This window comes from Vibrio sp. TRT 17S01, assembly GCF_050113695.1.
In the GTDB taxonomy this organism is placed as follows: domain Bacteria; phylum Pseudomonadota; class Gammaproteobacteria; order Enterobacterales; family Vibrionaceae; genus Vibrio.
Map to the genome: position 1 here is coordinate 171252 of NZ_JBNJOG010000008.1, position 22433 is coordinate 193684.

Consider the following 22433-nt stretch of genomic DNA (forward strand, 5'->3'; position numbering starts at 1 on the left):
CGTAGAGAGTAAACAGATCGTCAGCGTAGCTTAAAGATCTTTTAGCCAGTGAACCTCAACTATCTTAAACCTCTGCTAAGGTTTCGGTGGCCTTAGCCAGCTCAAGAATGGATTTGACTTTGTATTTTTCCAAAATGCGCATTTTATAGGTGCTGATGGTTTTTGCGCTCAAATTCAAGATGTTCGCAATTTCCTTGTTAGACGTGCCATCAAGCAAGTAGTTTAACACCATCGTTTCTCGGTGAGATAATTTCACTTCCGGGCTGACCCCTTTCTGAGCCCCAGCGAATTTAAAGAAAGAATAACCATTGAGTACCCCTTCAATGGCATCCCCAATCAATCCCATATCTTCAGATTTACTGATGTAGGCATCGGCACCAAGGCGGAAAGCGGTCTCACTGTACATTCGAGATTCATTAGCAGATAAGAACAATGTCTTACCAAGATAACCTTGTGCTTTGGCTCGACGTAAAAATTCAAAGCCATCAGAACTTGTCAATTTAACATCCAATACCATCAAATCGATATGATGCTCACGAAGTATCTTCATGCCCTCATTGATGTCAGTAGCGGTGTAAACCGAGCCAATTCGTTTTCTATTGTTCAATAAGGTTGCTATCGCAGAGCAAACTAGAGGATGGTCATCTAAAATCAAACATGCATACGATCTAAACTGCATTTATTACTCTCTTATTATGCGTCCATCTTTAAAAATTCATCCAATGGCATTGGCATTCCCGTCAAACTTCCCTGGCATAGCCCAACGCCTACACGCTTGAGGTAATCCCAAGTGGCTTGATCTTCTACACCTTCTGCTACGATTCTAAGGTTCATGCTTTTCGCTAAACCACAGATCATTTCGACAATGGATTGAGTTCGAATATCGTAGGTACAGGTCGTTACAAACTCTTTATCAATTTTGATTTCAGTAAAAGGCAGCTGTGATAACTTCAATAACGACGAATACCCCGTACCAAAATCATCTAAAGAGAGACCAATCCCATTCATTCTTATGCGAGCCAACTGCTCTAGCATTGTCGGGGAGAGTTCTGTCACTTCATGCTCTGTCAGCTCAATAATGATGTGGCTCGGCGGTACACCGTGATGACGGCATTGTTGCAATATTGTATCGGCGAAATTTTCTGTCTCGATGTTTGTCTGCGTGGCATTGACTGAAAAGATGCAGCTTCCAGACGTTTGCGCCGCAGCGATGACGGTTTGTTCTAAAACGCAATCAAATAAAGAATTTTGAAGCCCATACTGAAAAACCAAAGGCATGAAGTGTGCTGGGCCAATAATGCCGTATTTAGGATGCTGCCAACGCACTAACACTTCACAGCCTTTCAACTTCATTGAGTTGAAACTAAATTTTGGTTGGTAGTAGTTGACCAGCTCTCTGTTTTGAATCGCAGAGATAAGATCTTGCTCTGTGATATCTAAAGGCTGAGCAATACAATTCTTTGGACGCTCAGTTCTATTAATCTCAGTAAGCAAATTAAACAACGCATCTCTCGTTGCTGGCTTTTCCAATGCCGTGACAAAAGAAAAGTCCATTAATTTACACATGGTGCTTGCGGTTTTTAAGACACCATCATCCATCCCACTTAATATACAAATTGCCGCATTGTACCCAGTGAGATTTAGCTTTTTCAGAAAATGCAGGCCATCCATATGTGGCATGCTTAAATCACATATCAACAAATCAAACTGTTGTTGTGCACACAGTGATAGTGCTTCTTGCCCAGAACCGGCCAAGGTGGCATTTTCAATACCACACGCTTTTAATTGCAACAAAGTTCCATGTTGCTGAAGCGGACTATCATCGAGTATTAAAACCTTAGATGTAAGTTTCATTGTTTGTTAACCAACGTGTTGTTTCTTCTATGGTTGCTTCGATCATTTCGACCACGGTGTCCAAAGCTCCCTGGACGTTGGTTTCTCCTGCACGGATCATTTTTTCTAACTGTCCTGCATGTGCAGCCAGTTCACTTAAACCGACCGATGCCGCTCCACCTTTAATGCGGTGTGCGATCTCACCTTTATCTTCAATAGACGCCGCCGAAGATTTCAGATTCTGAGTGTCTTCGGCCATTGTGTGAAGAAAGATTTGACCTAACTGAAGCGCGTCTGATTTTTGATAATTTTCAAGCCAAAATGTGTTCGTTTCTTTGGCTAAACTTTCTTCAGATGCGACGTCTTCAGCAACAATCTCTAATTCTTCTTTGAGTAAATCGTTAAGTTGCTTAATTCCATACGGTTTATACAAAATATCATCGAACTTAACGTCATGGTTTTCTAAAGAACGAACTCTAGAATCTTCGGCCGTACAACCAAATATTTTCTTGTGATTAAATTGCGGAATAAGGCTTCTAACTTTGCTCGTAAGTTCGTAGCCATCCATATTTGGCATATGACCATCAGTAATCAGTAGATCGTATTTTTCATAATGACTTTGAAGCGCTAAGAAAGCTTCCAAGCCATCTGAAACGATGTCTGCGGTGACACCCATTTCTTCAAGTTGCCCTTTGATCAACATCTGGTTAATTGGGTTATCCTCTGCAACCAGAATGTGTCCTCGTAGCTGACATGTATCACTTTCTTGAACAACATCACCGTCATTCAATCGTTGCAAGCACTCATACAATAGGTCAGGGAAAAGTGGCGAATTTGATATCTCGGCAATGTTGTCCGAAATACGTAGAAACTCTCGCAGCTGCCTAGTAATGAAAATTGTAAAATCACTATCAGATTCAAGAGACAACATGTTCTCAGTCACTTTAACCGTCTTACGGCTCTCTTCTGTGACACCGTTTTGATTCCAAAGTGTAATCCAGCGTTTCACCTCATGACTCACATCGTGAGTACAAATATCAAGATGAGGAAAATCATTGTTATATCGTTCAAGCACTTTGTGCGGAAGCGTAAACATGACTTTTGTCCCTAGGCCTTTAATGCTGGATATATCAAACTCTCCCCCCATGAGTTTGACCAAATCACGTACTATAGTTAAACCTAGGCCAGTACCTCCAAATTTGCGAGCCGTTGTATTGTCTGCTTGCATAAATGGCTGGAACACACGTTCACACTCATCCGTCGTCATTCCTTTGCCTGTATCTGTAACAGACAGCGCCAATGATTCTTCGTTCACACTCAGCTCAACCGTAACCTCACCTTTTGACGTAAACTTAACCGCATTTGACAAAAGATTGTTAACGATTTGCCCATAACGAAGCGCATCGAATTCGATCACCTTAATTTCACTGGGTACCCACTTAAAATCAAACGATAAGTTCTTCTCAAGTGCAGCCGCTTGATGAATTCGTAACAGCTCTCCGGTGGAGCGCACGATTCGACAAGGTTGCGGATCAAGCCTTAACTGCTTCGCCTCAAGCTTAGAAAAATCAAGAATATCATTAACCAGCAATTGCAGGTTTTTCGTCGATGTGGTGAGGTTTCTTAAAATAAGAGAGTGTTCTTCGCCTTTGATCTGCATGGTCAGCATTTCAAGCAGTCCACTCATGCCTGCGATAGGCGTTCTAAGTTCATGACTCATTGTGGCGAGGAAACGTTCACGTGACTGAACAGCTTTATGAGCGACATCATTAGCCTGACGTAACTCTCGCTCTTGCAGTTTTTGTTGCGTGACATCATTAACAACGGTCAACACCAAGCGCTTCATGCCCGGGCCATTCAGTACGCGTTTTCGGTAGTAATCTATCGTTTGGAAACTCGCCGCACAGCCTTTAATGTCAATATTTCGGTGGATCACGCTGCCAAAGTTCAGCACTTCGTCGAGCTCTTTGCTATCACTAATGATTGCGGTGCCATCACCGTTCTCAAGCGACATATCGCACTTGTTACAACGACCTTGTTTGTATTCAATACAGTTGTTCAAGAGCAACTGATGGCTCTCATTATGGATAAAGATCTTGCTTGGCAGCGTATTAATAACATTCTGCAAAAACTTAAGCTCATCTTTCGAATGCTTAATATCACGCTCTTTGAGCCTAACTTGTAATTTTAGGTTCTTTAACCAGAGATAGATGATGAAACTCAGTACAACAACAACAAGAACTGCAACCCCAAATAAAGCGAAAACCTGCCACTTTTCATAACCATAAACAATATTAAATTGGTTGTAGCCATTTTTGATCTTACGGATTTCACTGTTATCAATGGTGTTCAACATGCCATTAAGTACATCTTTCAGTACTGGGCGTTTTTTGGAAATACCGAGGGAAGTGTTTAAGACTTTAAAGTCATTTCTATTAATCACGTATTTATCGTTGTAGTACTGAGCAAGCATTACTTCAACGATGTCATCTCGAATATAAGCGTGACGGACTTTGCCTTTGTCTAAATCGGAGAGCAGGGTTTGAATGCTGCTATACACCTCAATATTTGGCCCAAACACGAGGTTCTTAAATAAGGCTTGTCCTGAGCTCTGAGAAAATAGCACCCCTTCTTTATTCGTTGATTCTGGCGGCGTGATCACCGGCTGTACGCTCACGTACTTTAACCGCATAAAAGGCTGTGTGAGATCAACAACATCCTGATAGCCTGATTGCTTTAATGCGATCGGCAATATGTCGATTCGATCTTCTTGCAACATTTTTCGAAGGGTATCCCCTTCTTTCATTTTTACGTAAGTAAATTTAAGCCCGGAACGTGCTTGCAGAAGACGGATAATGTCATAAAGGTAACCAGAAAGTTCTCCCTCACTGGTTCTAAACAGAAGTGGGTAAGAGTCTTCACTAAAAGAAAAACGGACAGGTTTTTCATCAAGCTTACGTTCTCTAAATTTGATGTTAACCAAGTCACTCTGATGATAAATATTCTGCGACTTAATCGACTCGCGATTTAAGTTCTTTTCTTCTCTATCAATAATTTTATTGATGATGCTAATTAAAATTTGATGGTCTGGTTTCGCCATAATGGCGACTTTTTCGGTATCGAGCCAACCGGGCGTTTTAACCTGTCCAACCAAAGTGTTCTTATCATTTAGGTGTTGCATCACCGAGATATAGTCTGCAACGAGTGCATCCGCCTCACCTTCGTCAACAAGATGAACAGATTCGGCAAAACTATCCGTATGAATAATGTCGGTAATACCGCGTTTGGTGAGGCTTTGACAGTAAATGGAGTTAGCAATACACGCCCAAGTCACTTTTTCTGGTGCCATATACGGCATATGACTTTTACGATACCAAATCGCTAGGCTTCCTTGGTATAACGGTTTGCTGAAAATGAATTCTTTTTCTCGTTGAACGGTTTGACTAAACCCAAGACCCAGATCAGAGTCACCCTCACGTATCGATCGGAATACTTCAGCAATACTAGAGTAGGAATTGATTTTAATGGTAAAGCCGGCTTCACGAGCAATACCTTGTAAATAATCGGCATTGATTTGCTGAGACTGATCGATTGACGCCGTCTGCAGACCATCATCAGAAATTCGAGCTAAAACAGCAACATTAATAACATTGTGCTCTTTCAAATAAAGCTTCTCTTTCGGGCTAAGAACATAGCTTTGCGCGAAGCATGGAAGCGTTATAAATAAGCATATTATTGAAAGAACGAGTTTATTCAGCACAATGATTTATCAATTTCAGTAATGTGCAGCGCAGCTTAGTGCGGTCAATGACATTGTCAATTCGTTCTATGGCATGAAATAAATCTTATCCTATTGTTTTTTAATGACTTTATTTTTGTCGGTCAGTTTATTCTTACATCAATATCATCCTTTACAGACAAGAGATTGGAGAAAGCCACAAAAAAGGCTTACTGAAAAACAGTAAGCCTTTGTTATCCATAATTATTGCGTAACCATCTGGCTAATGCGCTTCGCTCGCTCTTCCTGAGTTTCACTAGATGGCGTCGGTACCGCTAAACCTTTTTGTACCGCTGGGCGTTTCGCTATCTCATCTAACCAGCGTTGAAGGTTATCAAGCCCTTCGATATTGATACCACTCCATTCGTAAATACGAACCCAAGGCCATGTCGCAATATCGGCTATCGAATATTCATCGCCTGCTAAGTATTTTGACTTTCCAAGTTGCTTATCCATCACTTCAAAAAGGCGACGACCTTCATTTTGGTATCGGTCGATAGCAGGTTGAATTTTTTCAGGGAAGTAACGATAAAATACATTCGCTTGACCCATCATCGGCCCTACCCCACCCATTTGGAACATTAACCACTGAATGACTTTTGAACGTGCTTTCTCATCAGTTGGTAAGAACTTGCCTGTTTTCTCAGCTAGGTACAACAAAATAGCACCTGATTCAAACACGATGAAATCATCGTTATCTTTATCGATGATGGCTGGAATGCGGCCATTCGGGTTAATGGCCGTAAATTCAGGCCCTTTCTGGATATTGGTCGAAATATCTAGTGCATTGACATTATAGTCTAATCCCATCTCTTCAAGTGCGATTGAGATCTTGTGTCCATTTGGTGTTGCTGCGGTGTACAGTTCAATCATGCTTCACCCCTTATTGAAATGCAGGACGGGTTGAAACCACATCAAACCAGCGACGAATATTTGGATATTGCCCTAAAACATCAAGTTCCAAACCATTTTGTGCAAAGCCCACAAAGATGAAAGCCGTGATGTCTACGATAGTGAATTGCTCAGAAGCAACGTATTCACTTGCAGCCAAACGAGCATCCAATTGCGGCAAAAATGCGGCTACACGTTCTTTTGATTCTGCACCCCATTCGTATACACAAGTCTCACGGTCATCATAGATTGCAGTTAAGTTACGGAAAGCTTGGAATCCAGTATATAGACCTTGGAACTCTACAACACGATGCCACATTTCAACTTGCGCTTTTTCTTTTGCATCTCGACCAAACAATGCGTTGTTGTTTGCTGAGCTCTCATCAAAGTAGCGACAAATTGCCACACTTTCACAAATCGTCGTGCCATCATCCAATTCTAATAATGGAACGCGACCATTAACAGCTTTTGCCTTGAACTCTTCTTTCAGGTTGTCACCACCCTGAACATTGATTTCTTCTCTTGGTACTTCAATGCCTAGCTCTTTTAGAAAGATTGATACACGACGGCAGCTCGGTGTCATTGCAGTTTCATAAATTTTCATTCTCGGTTCCTTTTACTCTTTTTCTGAACGATCGTTTAGTTTAGAATAAAGAATATCTAACCGATCAGTCAAGAACTTTTTAAGGAATGATCTTAATGGCACGTAAAAGCAAATTTGATAGGACTGAAAAATTGCATGAAGCGATGGAGCTATTTTGGCGCAAAGGGTACGCCAATACTGCCATCTCTGACTTAGTGGATGAACTTCAGATCAACCGTTTTAGCCTCTACAACACCTATGGTGATAAGCAACAACTCTACTACGAAGCACTCAATACTTACTTAAAACAAATACAGGTGCCCAGTATCAAAGCGCTGGAACAAGAAAATGCAAACATTGATGAACTGAAGACATTTTTACTCGACTTCGCAGCAATTCAGCGCGAACGTCACTGTGGTTGTTTTATGCAAAATGCATTAGTAGAACATGCTGGTGAAGATGAGGTGGTGTTAAAAGCCGGCCATGGTTTATTTAACCATTTACTTGAAGTCATTACTCGTGCACTTAAAAATGCCCAAGACGATCAAAAACTGATTCACCATATTCCAGCCGCACAACTGGCCGCTTTGGTATTGAGCCACATGCAAGGAATGCGTGTCCTTGGTAAAGCGTTTAGATACGAAGAAATCGATACAGCCACCACTGGCTTATTAAGCCTGTTAGAGCCGATCAAATCATGATCGTACCTATCGTAAAACGTCTAAAGCGAGAGCAGGACTTAAAGCAGGCAATCCAAGCATTAGTCACTGAGCATCAAATCAAAGCAGGCAGCATCGCCTCATGCGTAGGCTGCTTATCAAGTATCCATATTCGCCTTGCAGGTGCTGAATCAACACTGTTACTTACTCAACCTTTTGAGATCGTTTCACTTATGGGCACGCTAACGCCCAAACACCAGCACCTACATATTGCGGTGTCTGATCGTGATGGGAAAGTCTGGGGAGGCCACCTGCTGGAAGGTAGCCTTGTCGACACAACTGCGGAACTTATTATTCACCACTACCCCAAACTCTCTTTATCACGTGAACAAGATGACACAACAGGGTATACAGAATTGGTTGTAGATTCGAATCAATAATAACCACAGTGATTACTTTGTAGCTCATTGCTGTTAAGAAATGTCGAAACTATCAACTAACAAACATTTTGCCCTAGTAGTTAATTACCAATTCATGTTAAACATGTACTACTCAACAAGTTCTTAAACAAATGGGTTAACGGATTAACATTGTCCGTATCAACGAGCCACTATTAGACCAAATGCATAAAATGGCCGTGATATACACCGAATTTAACGATAACTTCTGCGTTTTCAAAAACCTAAATAGGATCGCAGAATTAGTTAAAAAGAGTGATTACAGTATATAGCCACGGAATTGGCTTGCCATGAGATGTAATGGGTTAGGTTTTATACAATGTCAGAAAGTTACAAATTAGTTCGTTCGAATTTTGATTTGCCACCTCTCGCAGACTCTACTGTAATAAGCCCCCAACACAATATACCGTCCATCGTTCACTTTCCTGCTGAAGCACAAGAAATTGCTGAGCTAAAACGAGAGTATCTGTCCGATATGTTCGACGTTTTTAGCGACGGCCTATTTTACATGTCGGAACAAGAACAGTTTCATTTATACAATCCAAACTTTTACAACAAATTTGGTATTGAGAACAATGAAATCTCCCTAAAGACTTGGATGTCTCTTATTCATCCTACCGATCGACTTAGCCTACATAAAAGGCTAAAAGAGCTTCGTTATATAGAAGAAAAGAAGATATCCACGCAATACCGAGTATTACGCTCAGACGGTCAATATTCTTGGATTGAAGGTACCGTTATCGTTAAAAATAAAGACGGAAAGCGCTATTTTATAGGCTGTCATCGCGATATCTCCCAAGAAAAGTTGATGGAAAACTGTGCTAAACGTGCCGTTTTCAGAGACAACACCTCAGGCCTTGCCAACACAAATCAGCTAACCATTGATCTTGAAGCCCTTCGACATAAAAATACCGTTAACTATTCCATCATTTATATTCAAATTGATGATATTAAGTCATATCTAAACTTGTATGGTCCACAGATCCTCAAAGACTTGATCTCACACTTAGTCACTTCGCTCAAAGATCTTCCAGAAGACTTTATTGGTATCTATCGCGTTCACTCTGACGATTTTGTCGTGCTATTGCGTGGTTATAACGATCAATTTCAATTGGAAAACTTAGGCAAACGTATTCTCAAAGGCTACCACCGCTCACTTGATGAAAATGGTTATCTCTATGGGACAGAAATTAATATTGGAATATACCCAGATATTGATATCTACAATACAGCCGAGGAACTCGTCAAAATTGCATCACGCACCTGTCAGTTTGCCGGATCCAATGAAACCAGACGAATTAGCGTGTATGGTGGACACACCAAAGATAAAGTTGATCGTCATTTCTACATCGAACAAGAATTAAAGCGTGCGATTACCACTAATACCCTTAGCCTCAAGTTCCAACCAATTATCTGTACCAAAGAAAATCGCGTCTCTAGCTTTGAAGCCTTAGTAAGGTGGAAAAGTGCACAAATTGGTGAGATTTATCCTGATGAATTTATCTCAGTTGCAGAGAAGAAGGGGCTTATTATCGAGCTAGGTTACTCAGTTTTTGCCAAAGCATGTAAGTTTATTAAGCTGTATCAGAAGCATCACGAAAGTGATGTAAAGGTAAATGTAAACGTCTCGGTACTCCAACTGCTCAACAGCCAGTTTCCAGATACAGTCAAGCAAATGGCACATGATGCAGGTGTGGAACCCCATAAAATCGTGCTAGAACTCACGGAAACTATGATTCTCGATGGAAACAAAAGTGCTGCCAGCCAACTACAAAAATTGAGTGAGTATGGATTTCAACTATCTTTGGATGATTTTGGTTCGGGTTATAGCTCGTTAAACAGCTTTTTTGACCTCCCACTCAACCAAATCAAGATAGACAAGTCGATTGCATGGCGTTCGCTCAACAATCCAGCAACGACTGAGTACGTGAAATTTATCATTCAGTTATGCCAAAACAATAACGTCGACATTGTTGTAGAAGGAATAGAAAGCGCTGAAATGCAAAGAAAATTCATTGCTCTCGGTGCCTCTTACTTGCAAGGGTACTGGTTTTCCAAGCCATTATCTTACGCCAGTGCCAGTCGTTATACCCACATTTGATACCATCAAAGCCTATCTTTTGTATCATTTTTGAGAAACAGCAAATAACTAATACTTAAGCATTGACATATTTGCGAATCAAATCAAAAATCTGCCACTTCTAATAAAAAATAAACAGTTAAAGTTCATCCCAGAGTGCTAGTTCAGTATAGCAACCCTACATGTGATTGGATTTCACATGCTACCACTCTCGAACACGGAGCAAGCTGTCATATTCCTGGTCTATTCGTCTTGGAGAAACGTATGCTTTGCTACCTGAAAAAAATGGGTCAACACTTATTATCGTCTAGTTTGTCAGTATTTCTGGTAACTGGAATGCTGCTACCAACACCTTCGTATGCCAAGGTATCACCTGAGCTTTGGTTTACCCCATCCGATATCCAACTACCAAAACAAACTCATGTTGGTCTGCTGGATAATGGGTTACGTTATGTCATTTTACCAACCAGTAAAACATCTCCGGATGTGGCTATTCGCATTCGAGTGGGCTCAGGAGTGAGTCAAGATACTGAGTCTGGCTTAGTGGCAAGTTATACCGCAATGAAAACCATTTCTGGTACACAGTGGTACGCAAATGCTCTGTTCAGTCAAACGGTATTCGCAAAAGATTTATCACAGCCAACTCAAATGGTGCTCGCCAGTGAATTACGAAACTTCTCTGATAAGCTCATGCACTTCAACGCAGCACCACGTACTGTCGACAGTGATAAGTTACTGTATGAAGAAACCAAAATGCATTTTACGCACTTTAATCAGACAGCACAAAATAATGCCTACTATGGCCTTGAAGCTGAAGAGCTTAACGAGGTGGTAAGCCCGAGTGAAAAAGCTATTCAGGCACTTTTCAGCAATGAGATTAATCAGTTTCATAAAGCGAATTACTTTCCTGCAAATACCACGGTTGTGATCACTGGTAATGTACGTATTCGAGAAAGCATTAAAGCCATTGAAAGTGCATTTGGCCGTTGGAACAACTCGGCTAAAGCGGTTACATTGATCAAACCTCAAGCTTACTTGATTGATGGCAATGCACAATCGGACTCTGACACCAATGAGTTTTCCATCAGTACATTAACTTCCGTGAATTTTGTACAAGATAGTAAGTTTTATCGCCGAAACTTGTTATTAAAACAAATTGCAAACGTCGCTTTAGAGCAGCGCCTTCAACTAGCTTTGAGTACTATTGCTCCGAATGCCAGCGTAAACGTTGAGTCAACAGTATTATTTAATGATAACGTTTGGTCGAGAGTACGAGTTCAATACAACAATGAAGATATGGTGCAACTAAAACAAGCCGTTGAGCATGAGATAAAACGCGTTATCTCGGCAGGTTTGAGCCAATCAGAGTTCGAACAAGCGCTCAGCCAAATCCGCGAGACACTCAAAGCACAAGCCAACTCAAATGCTGAAGGTTACGCAGGAAAACAAGCAGACATTTTGGTTAACGATATCAACTCAGGCCTTGTCTATCAGACACCATCTCACTTACTGGAGCTGATCGACTTTCATGCCGCTCACTTAAACGAGTATGACGTCGTCAAATCATTTGAAGAGATGTGGGCTCAGAATAAAGCCGTATTCTTAATGACAAGCAAATAACAAAAAACCGCCCTATGGCGGTTTTTCTTTAAAATGCAGATAAAGCAACGAGTTCTTGTGTGTAGGAATGTTTAGGAGAAGCAAAGAGGGTTCGCGTTTTTCCTTGCTCTATAATCTCTCCATGCTTCATTACGATGGTATAGTGACATAAAGAACGCACAACATTGAGATCGTGACTAATAAACAAATACGTCAGGCCAAATTTCTCTTGTAAGCTCTTCAACAACTCCAAAACCTGAGCCTGCACCGTTCTGTCTAACGATGACGTGGGCTCATCAAGTAAAATGAATTCAGGCTTCAATATCAACGCTCGTGCAATTGCGATGCGCTGACGTTGGCCACCAGAGAACTCATTTGGGAATCGATGCCGAGTTTCTATATCTAAGTCGACTTCCTTCATCACAGCACAAATCATTTCATCAATGATTTGCTCGTCAAATGTATGGTGCACCCTTAACCCTTCACCGATCACTTGGGCAACGGACATTCGTGGGTTAAGTGCAGAAAACGGGTCCTGAAATACAACCTGCATTTTGCTTCGATAAGGCAGCATTGAGTGACGATCTAATCCCTGAATCTCTTGTCCTTGGTAGCTGATAGAGCCTTCTGAGTTCACCAAACGTAAAATCGCCATGCCTGTCGTCGACTTACCGGATCCACTCTCTCCAACCAAACCAATGGAGTGCCCTTTCTTCAGATCGAACTTCATGTCCGTCACCGCTTTTACATAGGATAACGTACGCTTAAACAGTCCTCCCGTTATGGGGAACCATACCCTCAGTTGATCAACGGTGAGTAAGGATTGCGAATCACCCAGAACCGCGACAGGTTCTCCTTTAGGATCCGAATCGATGAGCTCTCGGGTATAGGGATGTTTCGGTGCAGAAAACACCGCTTTACATTCTCCTGCTTCAACCAGCTCACCTTGCTGCATGACGGCGACCCTATCAGCAATGCGCCTAACAATACTCAAATCATGCGTAATAAACAGCATCGCCATGCCCAATTCTTGCTGTAAGGTTTTTAGCAAATCCAGAATTTGGGCTTGAACAGAGACATCAAGTGCCGTTGTCGGCTCATCAGCGATAAGGAGTTCAGGTTCATTAATTAATGCCATCGCAATCATCACTCGTTGTCTTTCGCCACCAGATAACTCATGAGGATAGGCATTTATTTTAATATCGGGGTGTCGTATCCCAACTTTCGCAAGCCAATCTATCGCCAATGCTTCTGCTTGACGAGTTCGCATACCTCGATGGATCGATAGCGTTTCAACGAGTTGTTTGCCAATTTTATGCAGCGGATTGAGCGATACCATGGGCTCTTGAAAAATCATCCCGATTCGGCCACCACGAATGCCTCTCAGTTGACGTTCAGAGCAACTGAAAATATCAAGATCATCAAACTGGATCTTACCTTCCAAGTAATGAGCCGAACCTTTAGGAAGCAATTTTAGAATCGCATTCGCGGTAACAGATTTACCTGAACCACTCTCCCCTACCAGTGCTAGCGTTTCGCCCTTGCTAATGGAAAGTGACACATTCTTTGTTACGGTTTCAACTGCATTTTCTCGGCCAAAGCCAATAGAAAGGTTTTCAATAGATAAGATTGGTTCACTCATGGCTACCTTCCTTGATGGTGTGGGTCAAAGGCATCGCGCACCGCTTCACCAATAAATACTAATAGAGTCAGCATCATTGAAAGAATCAGGAACGCAGAAATCCCGAGCCAAGGTGCTTGCAGATTGGCCTTACCTTGTGCAAGGAGCTCTCCTAAAGACGGAGAACCAGCAGGAAGCCCAAAGCCTAAGAAATCGAGAGATGTCAACGTGGTTACAGAGCCGGAGAGAATAAATGGCATCATCGTCAGTGACGCAACCATGGCATTGGGCAACATATGTCGCAGCATTATGCGATTATCGGAGACGCCCATCGCCTGCGCTGCACGAACATAATCAAAGTTACGGCAACGTAAGAACTCTGCCCGAACAATTCCGACTAAGCTCATCCAACTAAATAACACCATAATACCGAGCAACCACCAGAAATTTGGCTCAACAAAACTGGATAAAATGATGAGTAAGAATAACGTTGGCATGCCTGACCAAACTTCGATAAAACGCTGGCCCAATAAGTCTAACCAACCACCGTAATACCCTTGTGTTGCCCCCACTATTACGCCAATCACGCTCGATATGATGGTCAGAACAAACCCAAACAAAACCGATATACGAAACCCGTAGATCACCCGAGCAAGCACATCTCGCCCTTTATCATCAGTTCCTAGCCAATTGACATTATCCGGTGCAGAAGGCACCGCTGAGGTAATATTGAAGTTAATCGTGTCGTAACTAAAAGGAACCAGAGGCCAGACAATATATCCATTCTCTTCGATTAACTCGATCACAAAAGGGTCGGTGTAATCCGCTTCTGTTTCAAATTCACCGCCAAATTCTGTCTCTGCATATTCGTGAAAAATTGGGAAATACCATTGCTGGTCAAATTCGATTAGTAGCGGCTTGTCATTGGCAATAAACTCAGCAAATAGGCTGACAACGAATAATAATGAGAAAACCCACAGAGAATACAAACCACGTTTATTGGCTTTAAATCGATGCCATCGTGCTTCGTTTAATGGATTACGTCTGACGTTTTTTTTATGCCACATCATCTCGCCTCAAAATCAATTCGCGGATCGACCCAGGTGTATGTGAGATCCGAAATAATGCTCAAAATTAGACCCAGCAAAGTCATGATATACAAAGAACTGAATACCACCGGATAATCACGCTGAATGGTGGACTCAAACCCAAGCAAGCCAATACCTTCTAGAGAAAACATGACTTCAATGAGCATTGAACCCGTAAAGAAGATGCTAATAAACGCACTTGGAAAACCAGCGATAATGATCAACATGGCATTACGAAACACATGCTTATACAAGATGTTGCGCTCATCAAGCCCCTTTGCCCTTGCCGTTACAACATATTGTTTATTTATTTCATCAAGGAATGAGTTTTTCGTCAGCATACTTAACGTCGCAAAGCCACCAATTACCATCGCACAAATAGGTAAGGCTAAATGCCAAAAGTAATCAAGGATCTGTTGATACCAAGTGAGCTGTTCAAAATTGGAAGAAACTAAACCGCGCAGCGGAAACCAACTGAAGTAGTTACCACTGGCAAACAAGATAATTAAAATGATGGCAAATAAGAAGCCGGGAATAGCGTAACCAATGATCACAAGTGCACTTGACCAGATATCAAACCGAGAGCCATGGTGTATCGCTTTGAGTATCCCTAGCGGAATTGAGATCAAGTAGATGATTAGCGTACTCCACAGCCCGAGTGAAATTGAGACGGGTAATCGCTCTACAATCAGGTCAATCACATTCCCTCCCTTGAAAAGGCTCTCTCCAAAGTTGAACGTGGCATAATCTTTGACCATTTCGAAATAGCGCTCATGTAATGGCTTATCAAAACCAAATTGCTTTTTAATCTCTTCAACTACTTCAGGATCTAAACCTCGCGATCCTTTGTATCCAGATGCACCTTCAGGCTCTGCCTCTCCGAGATCAACTTCACTACCACCACCAGCAAAACGCTCCATGATGCCTGAAGAATGCCCTTCTAGTTGAGCAATGGCTTGCTCAACCGGTCCACCCGGTGCAATTTGAATAATGAAGAAGTTAATCGTGATGATCGCCCACAAAGTGGGAATCACCAACAATAAACGACGAAAAATATAGGCAGCCATTGAAACCTCTAACGACGTTTTTCAGGGAGTTTCGCCGCTTTGGCGTCTGACACCCACCACGTATCTACACCTAAATCGTATTTAGGCATCACACTTGGGCGCTCAAACTTATCCCACATTGCCACGCGATAAGAACTCAAATGCCACTGCGGGATAATGTAGAAGTTCCACTGCAACACACGGTCAAGTGCACGTCCCAATGGCAGCAACTTATCTGGATGTTGCTGATTTTTTGCAATCTGTTCTGTGAGGCTATCCACCACCGGATCCATCACACCAGCAGTATTGTAAGTGGAATCAATATATTGAGAATTCCATATGATCAGTAGGTTAGAGCTTGGGTAAGGATTTGCAGAATACCCGCGCGATACCATATCAAAGTCTCGGTCACGTAAACGTTTTATATATTGTGTCGTGTCCACCGTACGGATTTTCATGTTGATCCCCATACGCTTGAGGTTTTTCTGCAGTGGGATCGCAATACGTTCAGTTGTCGGGCTATAAATGAGCAGCTCAAACTCAAAGGGTTGACCTGTGGCTTTGTTGGTCATTACCTTATTTTTCAATTCCCATCCTGCTTCTTTTAGCAGCTTGAATGCCGTACGCATTTGCGCGCGAATACGACCACTACCATCGGTCATTGGCGGTTGGAATTCATCAGTTAGAGCACGAGCTGGGATTTTATCTTTGAAGGGATTGAGAATAGCCAATTCTTCCGATGTTGGTTTCCCTTTCGCCTCATAATCTGTGTTTTGAAAGTAGCTGCGGGTACGTGTGTATTGCCCATAAAACATGTTGGTATTCATCCACTCAAAGTCCATCGCATAGCTCAAAGCTTCGCGAACTTTGGCATCTTTAAAGACGCCCGATTGGGTATTAAATACAAACGCTTGGGTAGATTCAGGCTTCTGATGGGGGATCTCTTCTTTTTTGATATAACCTTTATCAAAGTTCGAACCGGTATAAGAGTTAGCCCAGAATTTGGCTGATGTTTCCTGACGAAAATCAAACTCGCCCGCTTTAAAAGCCTCAAGCATCACGGTGTCATCACGGTAATAGTCATATTGGATCGTTTTGAAATTATTTCGTCCAACGTTTACAGGTAACTCGGCAGCCCAATAGTCTTTTACCAATTCATAGGTCACACTTTGACCTGACTTATAATCCACGATTTTATATGCCGAACTTCCAACAGGGGGGCTAGAGAGTGGCTCAGAGAAGTTCTTATCTTTCCAATAATGTTCAGGTAGAACACGTGTCGATTGCGCAAAACTAAAGAGTTTTTCTCTGTTTGGTGTCGCCATATCAATGCGCACTGTTAAATCAGACTTAGCAGTAACTGATTTGATCTCTTTATAGTAGACACGATATTGCGGTACACCTTCTGTCATAAATTTATTGAAGGTAAACACAACATCATGCGCGGTAATTGGCTTGCCATCATGGAATCGAGCTTTCGGATTAATATCAATCTCCATCCATGAGTAGTCGTCAGAATAGCGGACTTTTTCGGTGATTAAGGGGTAATAAGCATCGATTTCATCATTCGGGGAATACATGAGGGTATCGTACAACTGGCCAGTAGCCGCAGCAGGAACACCACGGGAAGCAAAGCGGTTAAAGTTGTCATACGTTCCTACTTGGCCGTAGGTGATTTTACCTTTTTTGGGTGCTTCAGGATTGACGTAGTCAAAGTGTTTGAAGTCAGCAGGATATTTTGCGCTACCAAAACCAACAAGAATCGTTGATTCAATCACCTCAGCATAAGATGCCATTGCAAATACGGATAACACACTCGCTAGAACGGTTTGATGGATCTTCCCCATAGTTTACTCCCTTAAGCATAACGTCCCTTTATACCGTGCACGACACGGAATCATTACTTATTTATAAGCAATTACTATTCATATTTCAATCACTTGGATAAGTATAGGAAGGAGTGGCACTAAAGGCGAATAACCGTGAGAATTTGTCCACGTGTGATGATAAAAACGGAGGGATTTCCTCCGCTTTTTTATACCACCGGTTACAACATCTCTTTAGCAATCAGGTGCAGTAAGAACGTTTCACGCTCTATACTCATCCCTTTCTTTTCGCTTTCCGCCATGGTCTTCTCATTATGAGCGATCGCATCGTGAATATTCATCCAGACCGCCTTCATACCATTTTTTATTTCATAATCTTCGTAAGAAGTTTCGCCCAGTTCACGATCTATTTTGCAGGTATAGCAGTACGACAGCATATGCATGACGTCCGCATCAGCTTTATACCAAGGGCGAAATTCCTCATAAATCCCAAACGGTTTAATGTTGTGGATGTTCTTAGCGCCCGTTTCTTCTTCAAGCTCTCGAACCATCCCAGCAATCACATCTTCACCTTCGTCTAAACCGCCCCCAGGGATGGTGTAATCGTGATAACGCTCGGTATAAAGCAACAAGATATCTTCGCCATCAACAACAATGGCTCGTGCTGCATTTCGCTTAAAAATAATCTTATTATCAAGGTGATCGATATCAGGATGAATCGTGGTATTTAGGTGTCTCATTTCAGGAAGGGAATATCAAGAATTTGCGGCGATTCTAACACATCATTTCCCCACAACAAATAAAGTGCTATGGGGAAACTGCCGTGTTTGCGGTTGGTTTACTACGCAATTTTGAAGCGATTGATCATGCCGACTAACGTTTGTGATACATGATTTAGCTCTTTACTTGCACTTGCCATTTGCGCCGATTCAGCAGAAACCGATACCGTCATATCTCGCAAGCTAACCACATTACGGTTAATATCATCCACCGTCACCGTTTGTTCCTCTGCTGCCGTCGCAATGTGCTGGTTCATCTCTTCAATGGTATGCACTTCAGCATTTATTTTCTGCAATGCCTCTCCAGCATCCTCAGACATACTTGACGCATAAGCGGCTTTCTTCGCCCCAGATTCCATCACACTCACCACATTGGTTGCACCATGTTGCAGCTTTTCAACGATAGTCTGGATCTCAAGTGTCGACTCTTGTGTGCGTAAGGATAACGTCCGAACTTCATCTGCAACCACAGCAAAGCCTCGACCTTGTTCACCGGCTCTTGCCGCCTCTATAGCAGCATTTAAGGCAAGTAAGTTGGTTTGCTCTGCGACGCCACGTATTACTTCTAACACGGTATCCACGTTGCGTGCATCATCAGCCAGTTTTTGTACTACCTCACTTGCTCGTTCAATTTCTTCGGCAAGTAAATTCGCTTCACTGACGTTCTGGTTAATGATTGTGCGACTATTTTGCGTTTCGTCTGCGGCTAATTTACTGGCATCATTTGCTTCCACAGTGCGACCTGCCACTTCTTCAACCGTCGCAAGCATTTCGGTCATTGCCGTTGCCAATTGGTCAACATCATTTTGTTGTTGATTGAGATGGTCATCGATATGGTGAACTGAGCTGGATAACTGTGTCGCGGCTGAAGACACTTGGCTGCCAGCATCACTGATACAAAGCATGATGTTTTGAACAGACGCCACAAACTGATTAAAGTACCGCGCTAATTCCCCAAGCTCTTTCGTTCCATCTTCATTGAGCCTTTGGGTTAAATCCCCTTCTCCTTTGGAAAGCTCTTTCATCGCATTCACAGTTTTCTTAAGTGGGGATGTGATCGTTCTAATAAAGAACCCAATGAAGATTGACAGTACGACTAAAATCATCAGTGCGTTGAGTATAGAAACCCATTCTGAGCGTTGAATGTCTGCTTCCAGTGCCACCATATTCATCCCAGAACCAATCATCCACTGCCATGGTTCAAACATCACTGCATAACTGGTCTTTGGCGCAGCCGTTGATTTGTCTGGATTGTGCCAGAAATAGTCAACAAACCCACCGCCATTTCTTGCCGCCTGATACAGCTCTTCAACAAACAGCTTACCGGTTGAGTCTTTCAGCGGCATAATATTCTTACCTAATAACGAACTGACTCCAGTAGCTAACTGCACGCCGTCGTTATCACCAATAAAAATGTAATTCCCGCCATCAAATCGCATAGCGGACACAGCAACAAGAGCCCGACGCTTCGCCTCTTCTTCATTGAGTGAACCATTTTTAAATAAGTTGTAATGTTGCTCAACAATGCCTTCCGCACTTTCAACCAACACTGCCACACCGCGCTCGTAATTCTCTCGCATGTGTTTTCTGGTTTTAGATGCATCCAACAACGTATTTACAAAGAGGCCAATGGCGAAGAGTGCCAAGATAGACCAAGCCCGCCCAGCAATAGAGACTTGATTAAGTCGTTTGAAAATCATAGTCATTTCCCTAACTAACCGTTTGTTGTAATCGATAAGAATTTTTTAATTCTTTAATAGTACAAAGTTAGCAGTTAAAACTAATGACAATGGGTACTTCTATAAAAAACCGTATCTACACTACCTACTGATATTAATATTTATTTAACAGACTGAAAGCTCGTTATACATTAGAGATTCATTAGCATAATATGCTGCGGGCCAGCTGCGCCACCATGATATAATTCGCCCGTATCAACGAAATAAGCATTGGCATAACATCGGTATGCAATTGGATTTTTGCAGTTTACCGTTAGATAAAGGTACTCAGAATCTAAATAGTGCTGATTTATGTATTCTCTTAGTTCCTTCATTACAGCAGAGGCGTACCCCTTACCTTGATGTTTTTCGTCAATAAAAAATGCACGAAAGCCTAATGCCTTATCACCACAGAAGTCGTATTGCAGATGATATTGGGTGTCGATAAGAAAAATTCCAACCACTTGGTTTTCAACGACCACAACATGAGGATGTACAATATCACTCACATTGACCAATATTTCTTCCATAGTGCCAACATACTTAAGCTGTTCATCAGACACCTTGAGGTGTTCGAGTTGTTGTAGGTGGGGTTCTTGCAGTGGATGTAGGCTGATCATCGTTCCCTCTTTGATAAGATATCCGGCAGTTTAGTTGTATTAAAAATGGCTCGATTTACTGGCAAACCGAACCATAACAACAGGTGCTATCCATCCTGTAGATAGACTGACGAGAAAGCGCAGAGAGAAATGTATTTCTCACTGGCTATCATTATGTTCTATATAGAACTTTCACAACATGCCAGCCAAATTTCGTTTTTACAATGTGTGGAACCAGTGTTTCGCCACTAAAACACACTTTGTCAAACTGAGGCACCATTTGCCCACGACGAAACTCTCCTAAATCCCCACCACGTTTTCCAGATGGGCAGGTAGAGTATTTCTTCGCTAGCGTTTGAAACTTAGCACCTTTCTTTAGCTGTTTAACAATGTCTTCTGCTTGCTCTTTATGCTTAACCAAAATATGTAAAGCGGCTGCTGTATTCGCCATATCTTTTCTCTAATTTGAAGTCATTGGGGCGGATTGTACCTAAAGACACTTTTATCACAAATTTAAAGTGGATCAATAATCGGTCAATTAAAACAAGTAGCAACATTACTTTGATTGAAACCCTCCCCAAATGGGTTAGTATTTTAGTTTAGATACGTATGAATTTGAGAAGATGTATGCCCAAAGTAGTAAGTAAAGCGAATCAATCTCAAGGTATGCTCATGTTTACTTTGAATGCCCAAAAGCAACTGTTTGCCATAGGGACATTAAAAGTAAGAGAAATAGTGCCTTTCATGCCGATGACTCAGATTCCTTATTCTCATCATCATGTTGTTGGAACCGTCACCATTCGTGACCTCACCGTCCCTGTCATTGATATGGCCGCAGCGATTGGCTTTCGCCCAATTACTGAAGAAGAGTACAGTTCTTGTTATCTGATCGTGACAGACTGTTTGAGAACCGTCGTTGCTTTTATGGTCAAGTCAATCGAGAAAATTATTGAATGCGACTGGAAATCCATTGAATCCGCCCCATCAAGTGCTGGTCATAATGTGTTTGTTACTGGCATTACACGCTATGACAACAGTATCGTTCAGATGTTGGATGTCGAACTGCTGCTCTCAAAAATCTATCCACAATATGAATCAACAAAAATCCCGATGCTAACCGATATTGAGCGTGAGAGGCTTAAAGCGTTAAACATTTTACTGGTAGACGATTCCTCCATTGCACGTAAACAGTTGTCTGATGCATTAGACAGCATCAATATTCCTTATCAGATCTGTAAAAACGGCTTAGATGCATTGGAGTTAATGAGAACTGAAGCTTCTCAGGGTAGTCCAATTGACTTATTAGTCAGTGATATAGAAATGCCGGGCTTAGATGGTTACGAGCTGGCTTTTGAGACTCAAAATGACTCTGAATTAAATGGTGCCTATTGTATTCTTCATACCTCACTTTCTAGTCAAATTTGTCTAGATCGAGCACATCAAGTTGGCGCACATGAAGCACTAGAGAAATTTAACGCAGCAGACTTAATCCAAGCCATGCTACGTGGTGCATCGAAACTGGAACAACAAAAACACGCCACTCAAGATGCAGTGTAATGCATACACCTATATATATTTAGCCATCATATAAACGTTAAAAAGCCGCATAAAGCGGCTTTTTTAATAGCTATGTCATTTCACTTAATATTAGTGAATCGGCGTATCCGTTTTCGCATAAAACTTGCCGAAGTATTGATCGAGTACTTCTGGTGTGAGTTTACCTTCTGCCTCAAGTTTTTTTAGTTCCGCAGCGATCGCTTTTTGTTCTTCTAGAGACGGTAAAGCAACTTCTGGTTCATCGCCCATTTCCTGAGACATCATCTCTAGCTCTTTTTCAAAATCACTCATTCTTACTTACCTAATGTAAAAAATAAC

At 41.9% G+C, this 22433-nt stretch carries 19 protein-coding genes; 5 read left to right on the top strand and 14 right to left on the bottom strand.

The window, feature by feature from the left end:
- Positions 1–64: 64 nt before the first annotated feature.
- From ACQEXS_RS14255 to ACQEXS_RS14275, 5 genes are all read right to left on the bottom strand, one after another.
- Positions 65–679, bottom strand: coding sequence for a response regulator (locus ACQEXS_RS14255; protein ID WP_427011367.1), 615 nt, complete (start codon positions 677–679; stop codon positions 65–67).
- A 14-nt stretch (positions 680–693) separates the two neighbouring features.
- Positions 694–1854, bottom strand: coding sequence for an EAL domain-containing response regulator (locus ACQEXS_RS14260; RefSeq protein ID WP_427014272.1), 1161 nt, complete (start codon positions 1852–1854; stop codon positions 694–696).
- Positions 1838–5497, bottom strand: coding sequence for an ATP-binding protein (locus ACQEXS_RS14265; protein ID WP_427011369.1), 3660 nt, complete (start codon positions 5495–5497; stop codon positions 1838–1840). The genes ACQEXS_RS14260 and ACQEXS_RS14265 overlap by 17 nt, the downstream gene beginning before the upstream one ends.
- A gap of 318 nt (positions 5498–5815) precedes the next feature.
- The gene (locus tag ACQEXS_RS14270) at positions 5816–6484 is read right to left on the bottom strand and encodes a glutathione S-transferase family protein (protein WP_427011370.1); all 669 of its coding nucleotides are present in this window, start codon (positions 6482–6484) and stop codon (positions 5816–5818) included.
- Between the two features lie 10 nt (positions 6485–6494).
- Positions 6495–7106, bottom strand: coding sequence for a glutathione S-transferase (locus ACQEXS_RS14275; RefSeq protein WP_427014273.1), 612 nt, complete (start codon positions 7104–7106; stop codon positions 6495–6497).
- A gap of 95 nt (positions 7107–7201) precedes the next feature.
- Here ACQEXS_RS14275 and ACQEXS_RS14280 point away from each other — a divergent pair, with 95 nt between their 5' ends.
- From ACQEXS_RS14280 to ACQEXS_RS14295, 4 genes are all read left to right on the top strand, one after another.
- Complete coding sequence (locus tag ACQEXS_RS14280) at positions 7202–7786, top strand: TetR/AcrR family transcriptional regulator (RefSeq protein ID WP_427014274.1); 585 nt, start codon at positions 7202–7204, stop codon at positions 7784–7786.
- Entirely contained in the window at positions 7783–8184 is a 402-nt protein-coding gene (locus ACQEXS_RS14285) for a PPC domain-containing DNA-binding protein (RefSeq protein ID WP_427014275.1), read from the top strand. Before ACQEXS_RS14280 ends, ACQEXS_RS14285 begins: the two co-directional genes overlap by 4 nt.
- A gap of 337 nt (positions 8185–8521) precedes the next feature.
- Positions 8522–10303: an EAL domain-containing protein gene (locus tag ACQEXS_RS14290; RefSeq protein ID WP_427014276.1), complete on the top strand. Its 1782-nt coding sequence runs from the start codon at positions 8522–8524 to the stop codon at positions 10301–10303.
- 243 nt (positions 10304–10546) lie between these two features.
- On the top strand, positions 10547–11902 hold the full coding sequence (locus ACQEXS_RS14295; protein WP_427014277.1) for an insulinase family protein: 1356 nt from the start codon (positions 10547–10549) through the stop codon (positions 11900–11902).
- Positions 11903–11930: 28 nt separating this feature from the next.
- Here ACQEXS_RS14295 and ACQEXS_RS14300 read toward each other — a convergent pair whose 3' ends face one another.
- The 8 genes from ACQEXS_RS14300 to ppiC all read right to left on the bottom strand — a co-directional run bounded on the left by ACQEXS_RS14300 (position 11931) and on the right by ppiC (position 21009).
- A complete protein-coding gene (locus tag ACQEXS_RS14300) occupies positions 11931–13523 on the bottom strand; it encodes an ABC transporter ATP-binding protein (protein ID WP_427014278.1) in 1593 nt (530 codons plus the stop codon).
- Between the two features lie 2 nt (positions 13524–13525).
- Complete coding sequence (locus ACQEXS_RS14305; RefSeq protein WP_427014279.1) at positions 13526–14572, bottom strand: ABC transporter permease; 1047 nt, start codon at positions 14570–14572, stop codon at positions 13526–13528.
- Positions 14569–15657, bottom strand: a complete 1089-nt coding sequence (locus ACQEXS_RS14310) for a microcin C ABC transporter permease YejB (RefSeq protein WP_427014280.1) — start codon at positions 15655–15657, stop codon at positions 14569–14571. The genes ACQEXS_RS14305 and ACQEXS_RS14310 overlap by 4 nt, the downstream gene beginning before the upstream one ends.
- 8 nt (positions 15658–15665) lie before the next feature.
- Positions 15666–17432, bottom strand: a complete 1767-nt coding sequence (locus tag ACQEXS_RS14315; RefSeq protein ID WP_427014291.1) for an extracellular solute-binding protein — start codon at positions 17430–17432, stop codon at positions 15666–15668.
- 251 nt (positions 17433–17683) lie between these two features.
- A complete protein-coding gene (locus tag ACQEXS_RS14320; protein WP_427011378.1) occupies positions 17684–18202 on the bottom strand; it encodes an NUDIX hydrolase in 519 nt (172 codons plus the stop codon).
- Positions 18203–18303: 101 nt separating this feature from the next.
- Entirely contained in the window at positions 18304–19941 is a 1638-nt protein-coding gene (locus ACQEXS_RS14325) for a methyl-accepting chemotaxis protein (protein ID WP_427014281.1), read from the bottom strand.
- Between the two features lie 170 nt (positions 19942–20111).
- Positions 20112–20579, bottom strand: a complete 468-nt coding sequence (locus ACQEXS_RS14330) for a GNAT family N-acetyltransferase (protein WP_427011380.1) — start codon at positions 20577–20579, stop codon at positions 20112–20114.
- A gap of 151 nt (positions 20580–20730) precedes the next feature.
- Positions 20731–21009, bottom strand: a complete 279-nt coding sequence (ppiC, locus tag ACQEXS_RS14335; RefSeq protein WP_367990104.1) for a peptidylprolyl isomerase PpiC — start codon at positions 21007–21009, stop codon at positions 20731–20733.
- A gap of 176 nt (positions 21010–21185) precedes the next feature.
- Here ppiC and ACQEXS_RS14340 point away from each other — a divergent pair, with 176 nt between their 5' ends.
- Entirely contained in the window at positions 21186–22115 is a 930-nt protein-coding gene (locus tag ACQEXS_RS14340; protein WP_427014282.1) for a chemotaxis protein, read from the top strand.
- Positions 22116–22205: 90 nt separating this feature from the next.
- On the opposite strand, the gene ACQEXS_RS14345 is transcribed toward ACQEXS_RS14340, so the two are convergent.
- Entirely contained in the window at positions 22206–22406 is a 201-nt protein-coding gene (locus ACQEXS_RS14345; protein ID WP_367990106.1) for a restriction endonuclease subunit S, read from the bottom strand.
- Positions 22407–22433 lie beyond the last annotated feature (27 nt).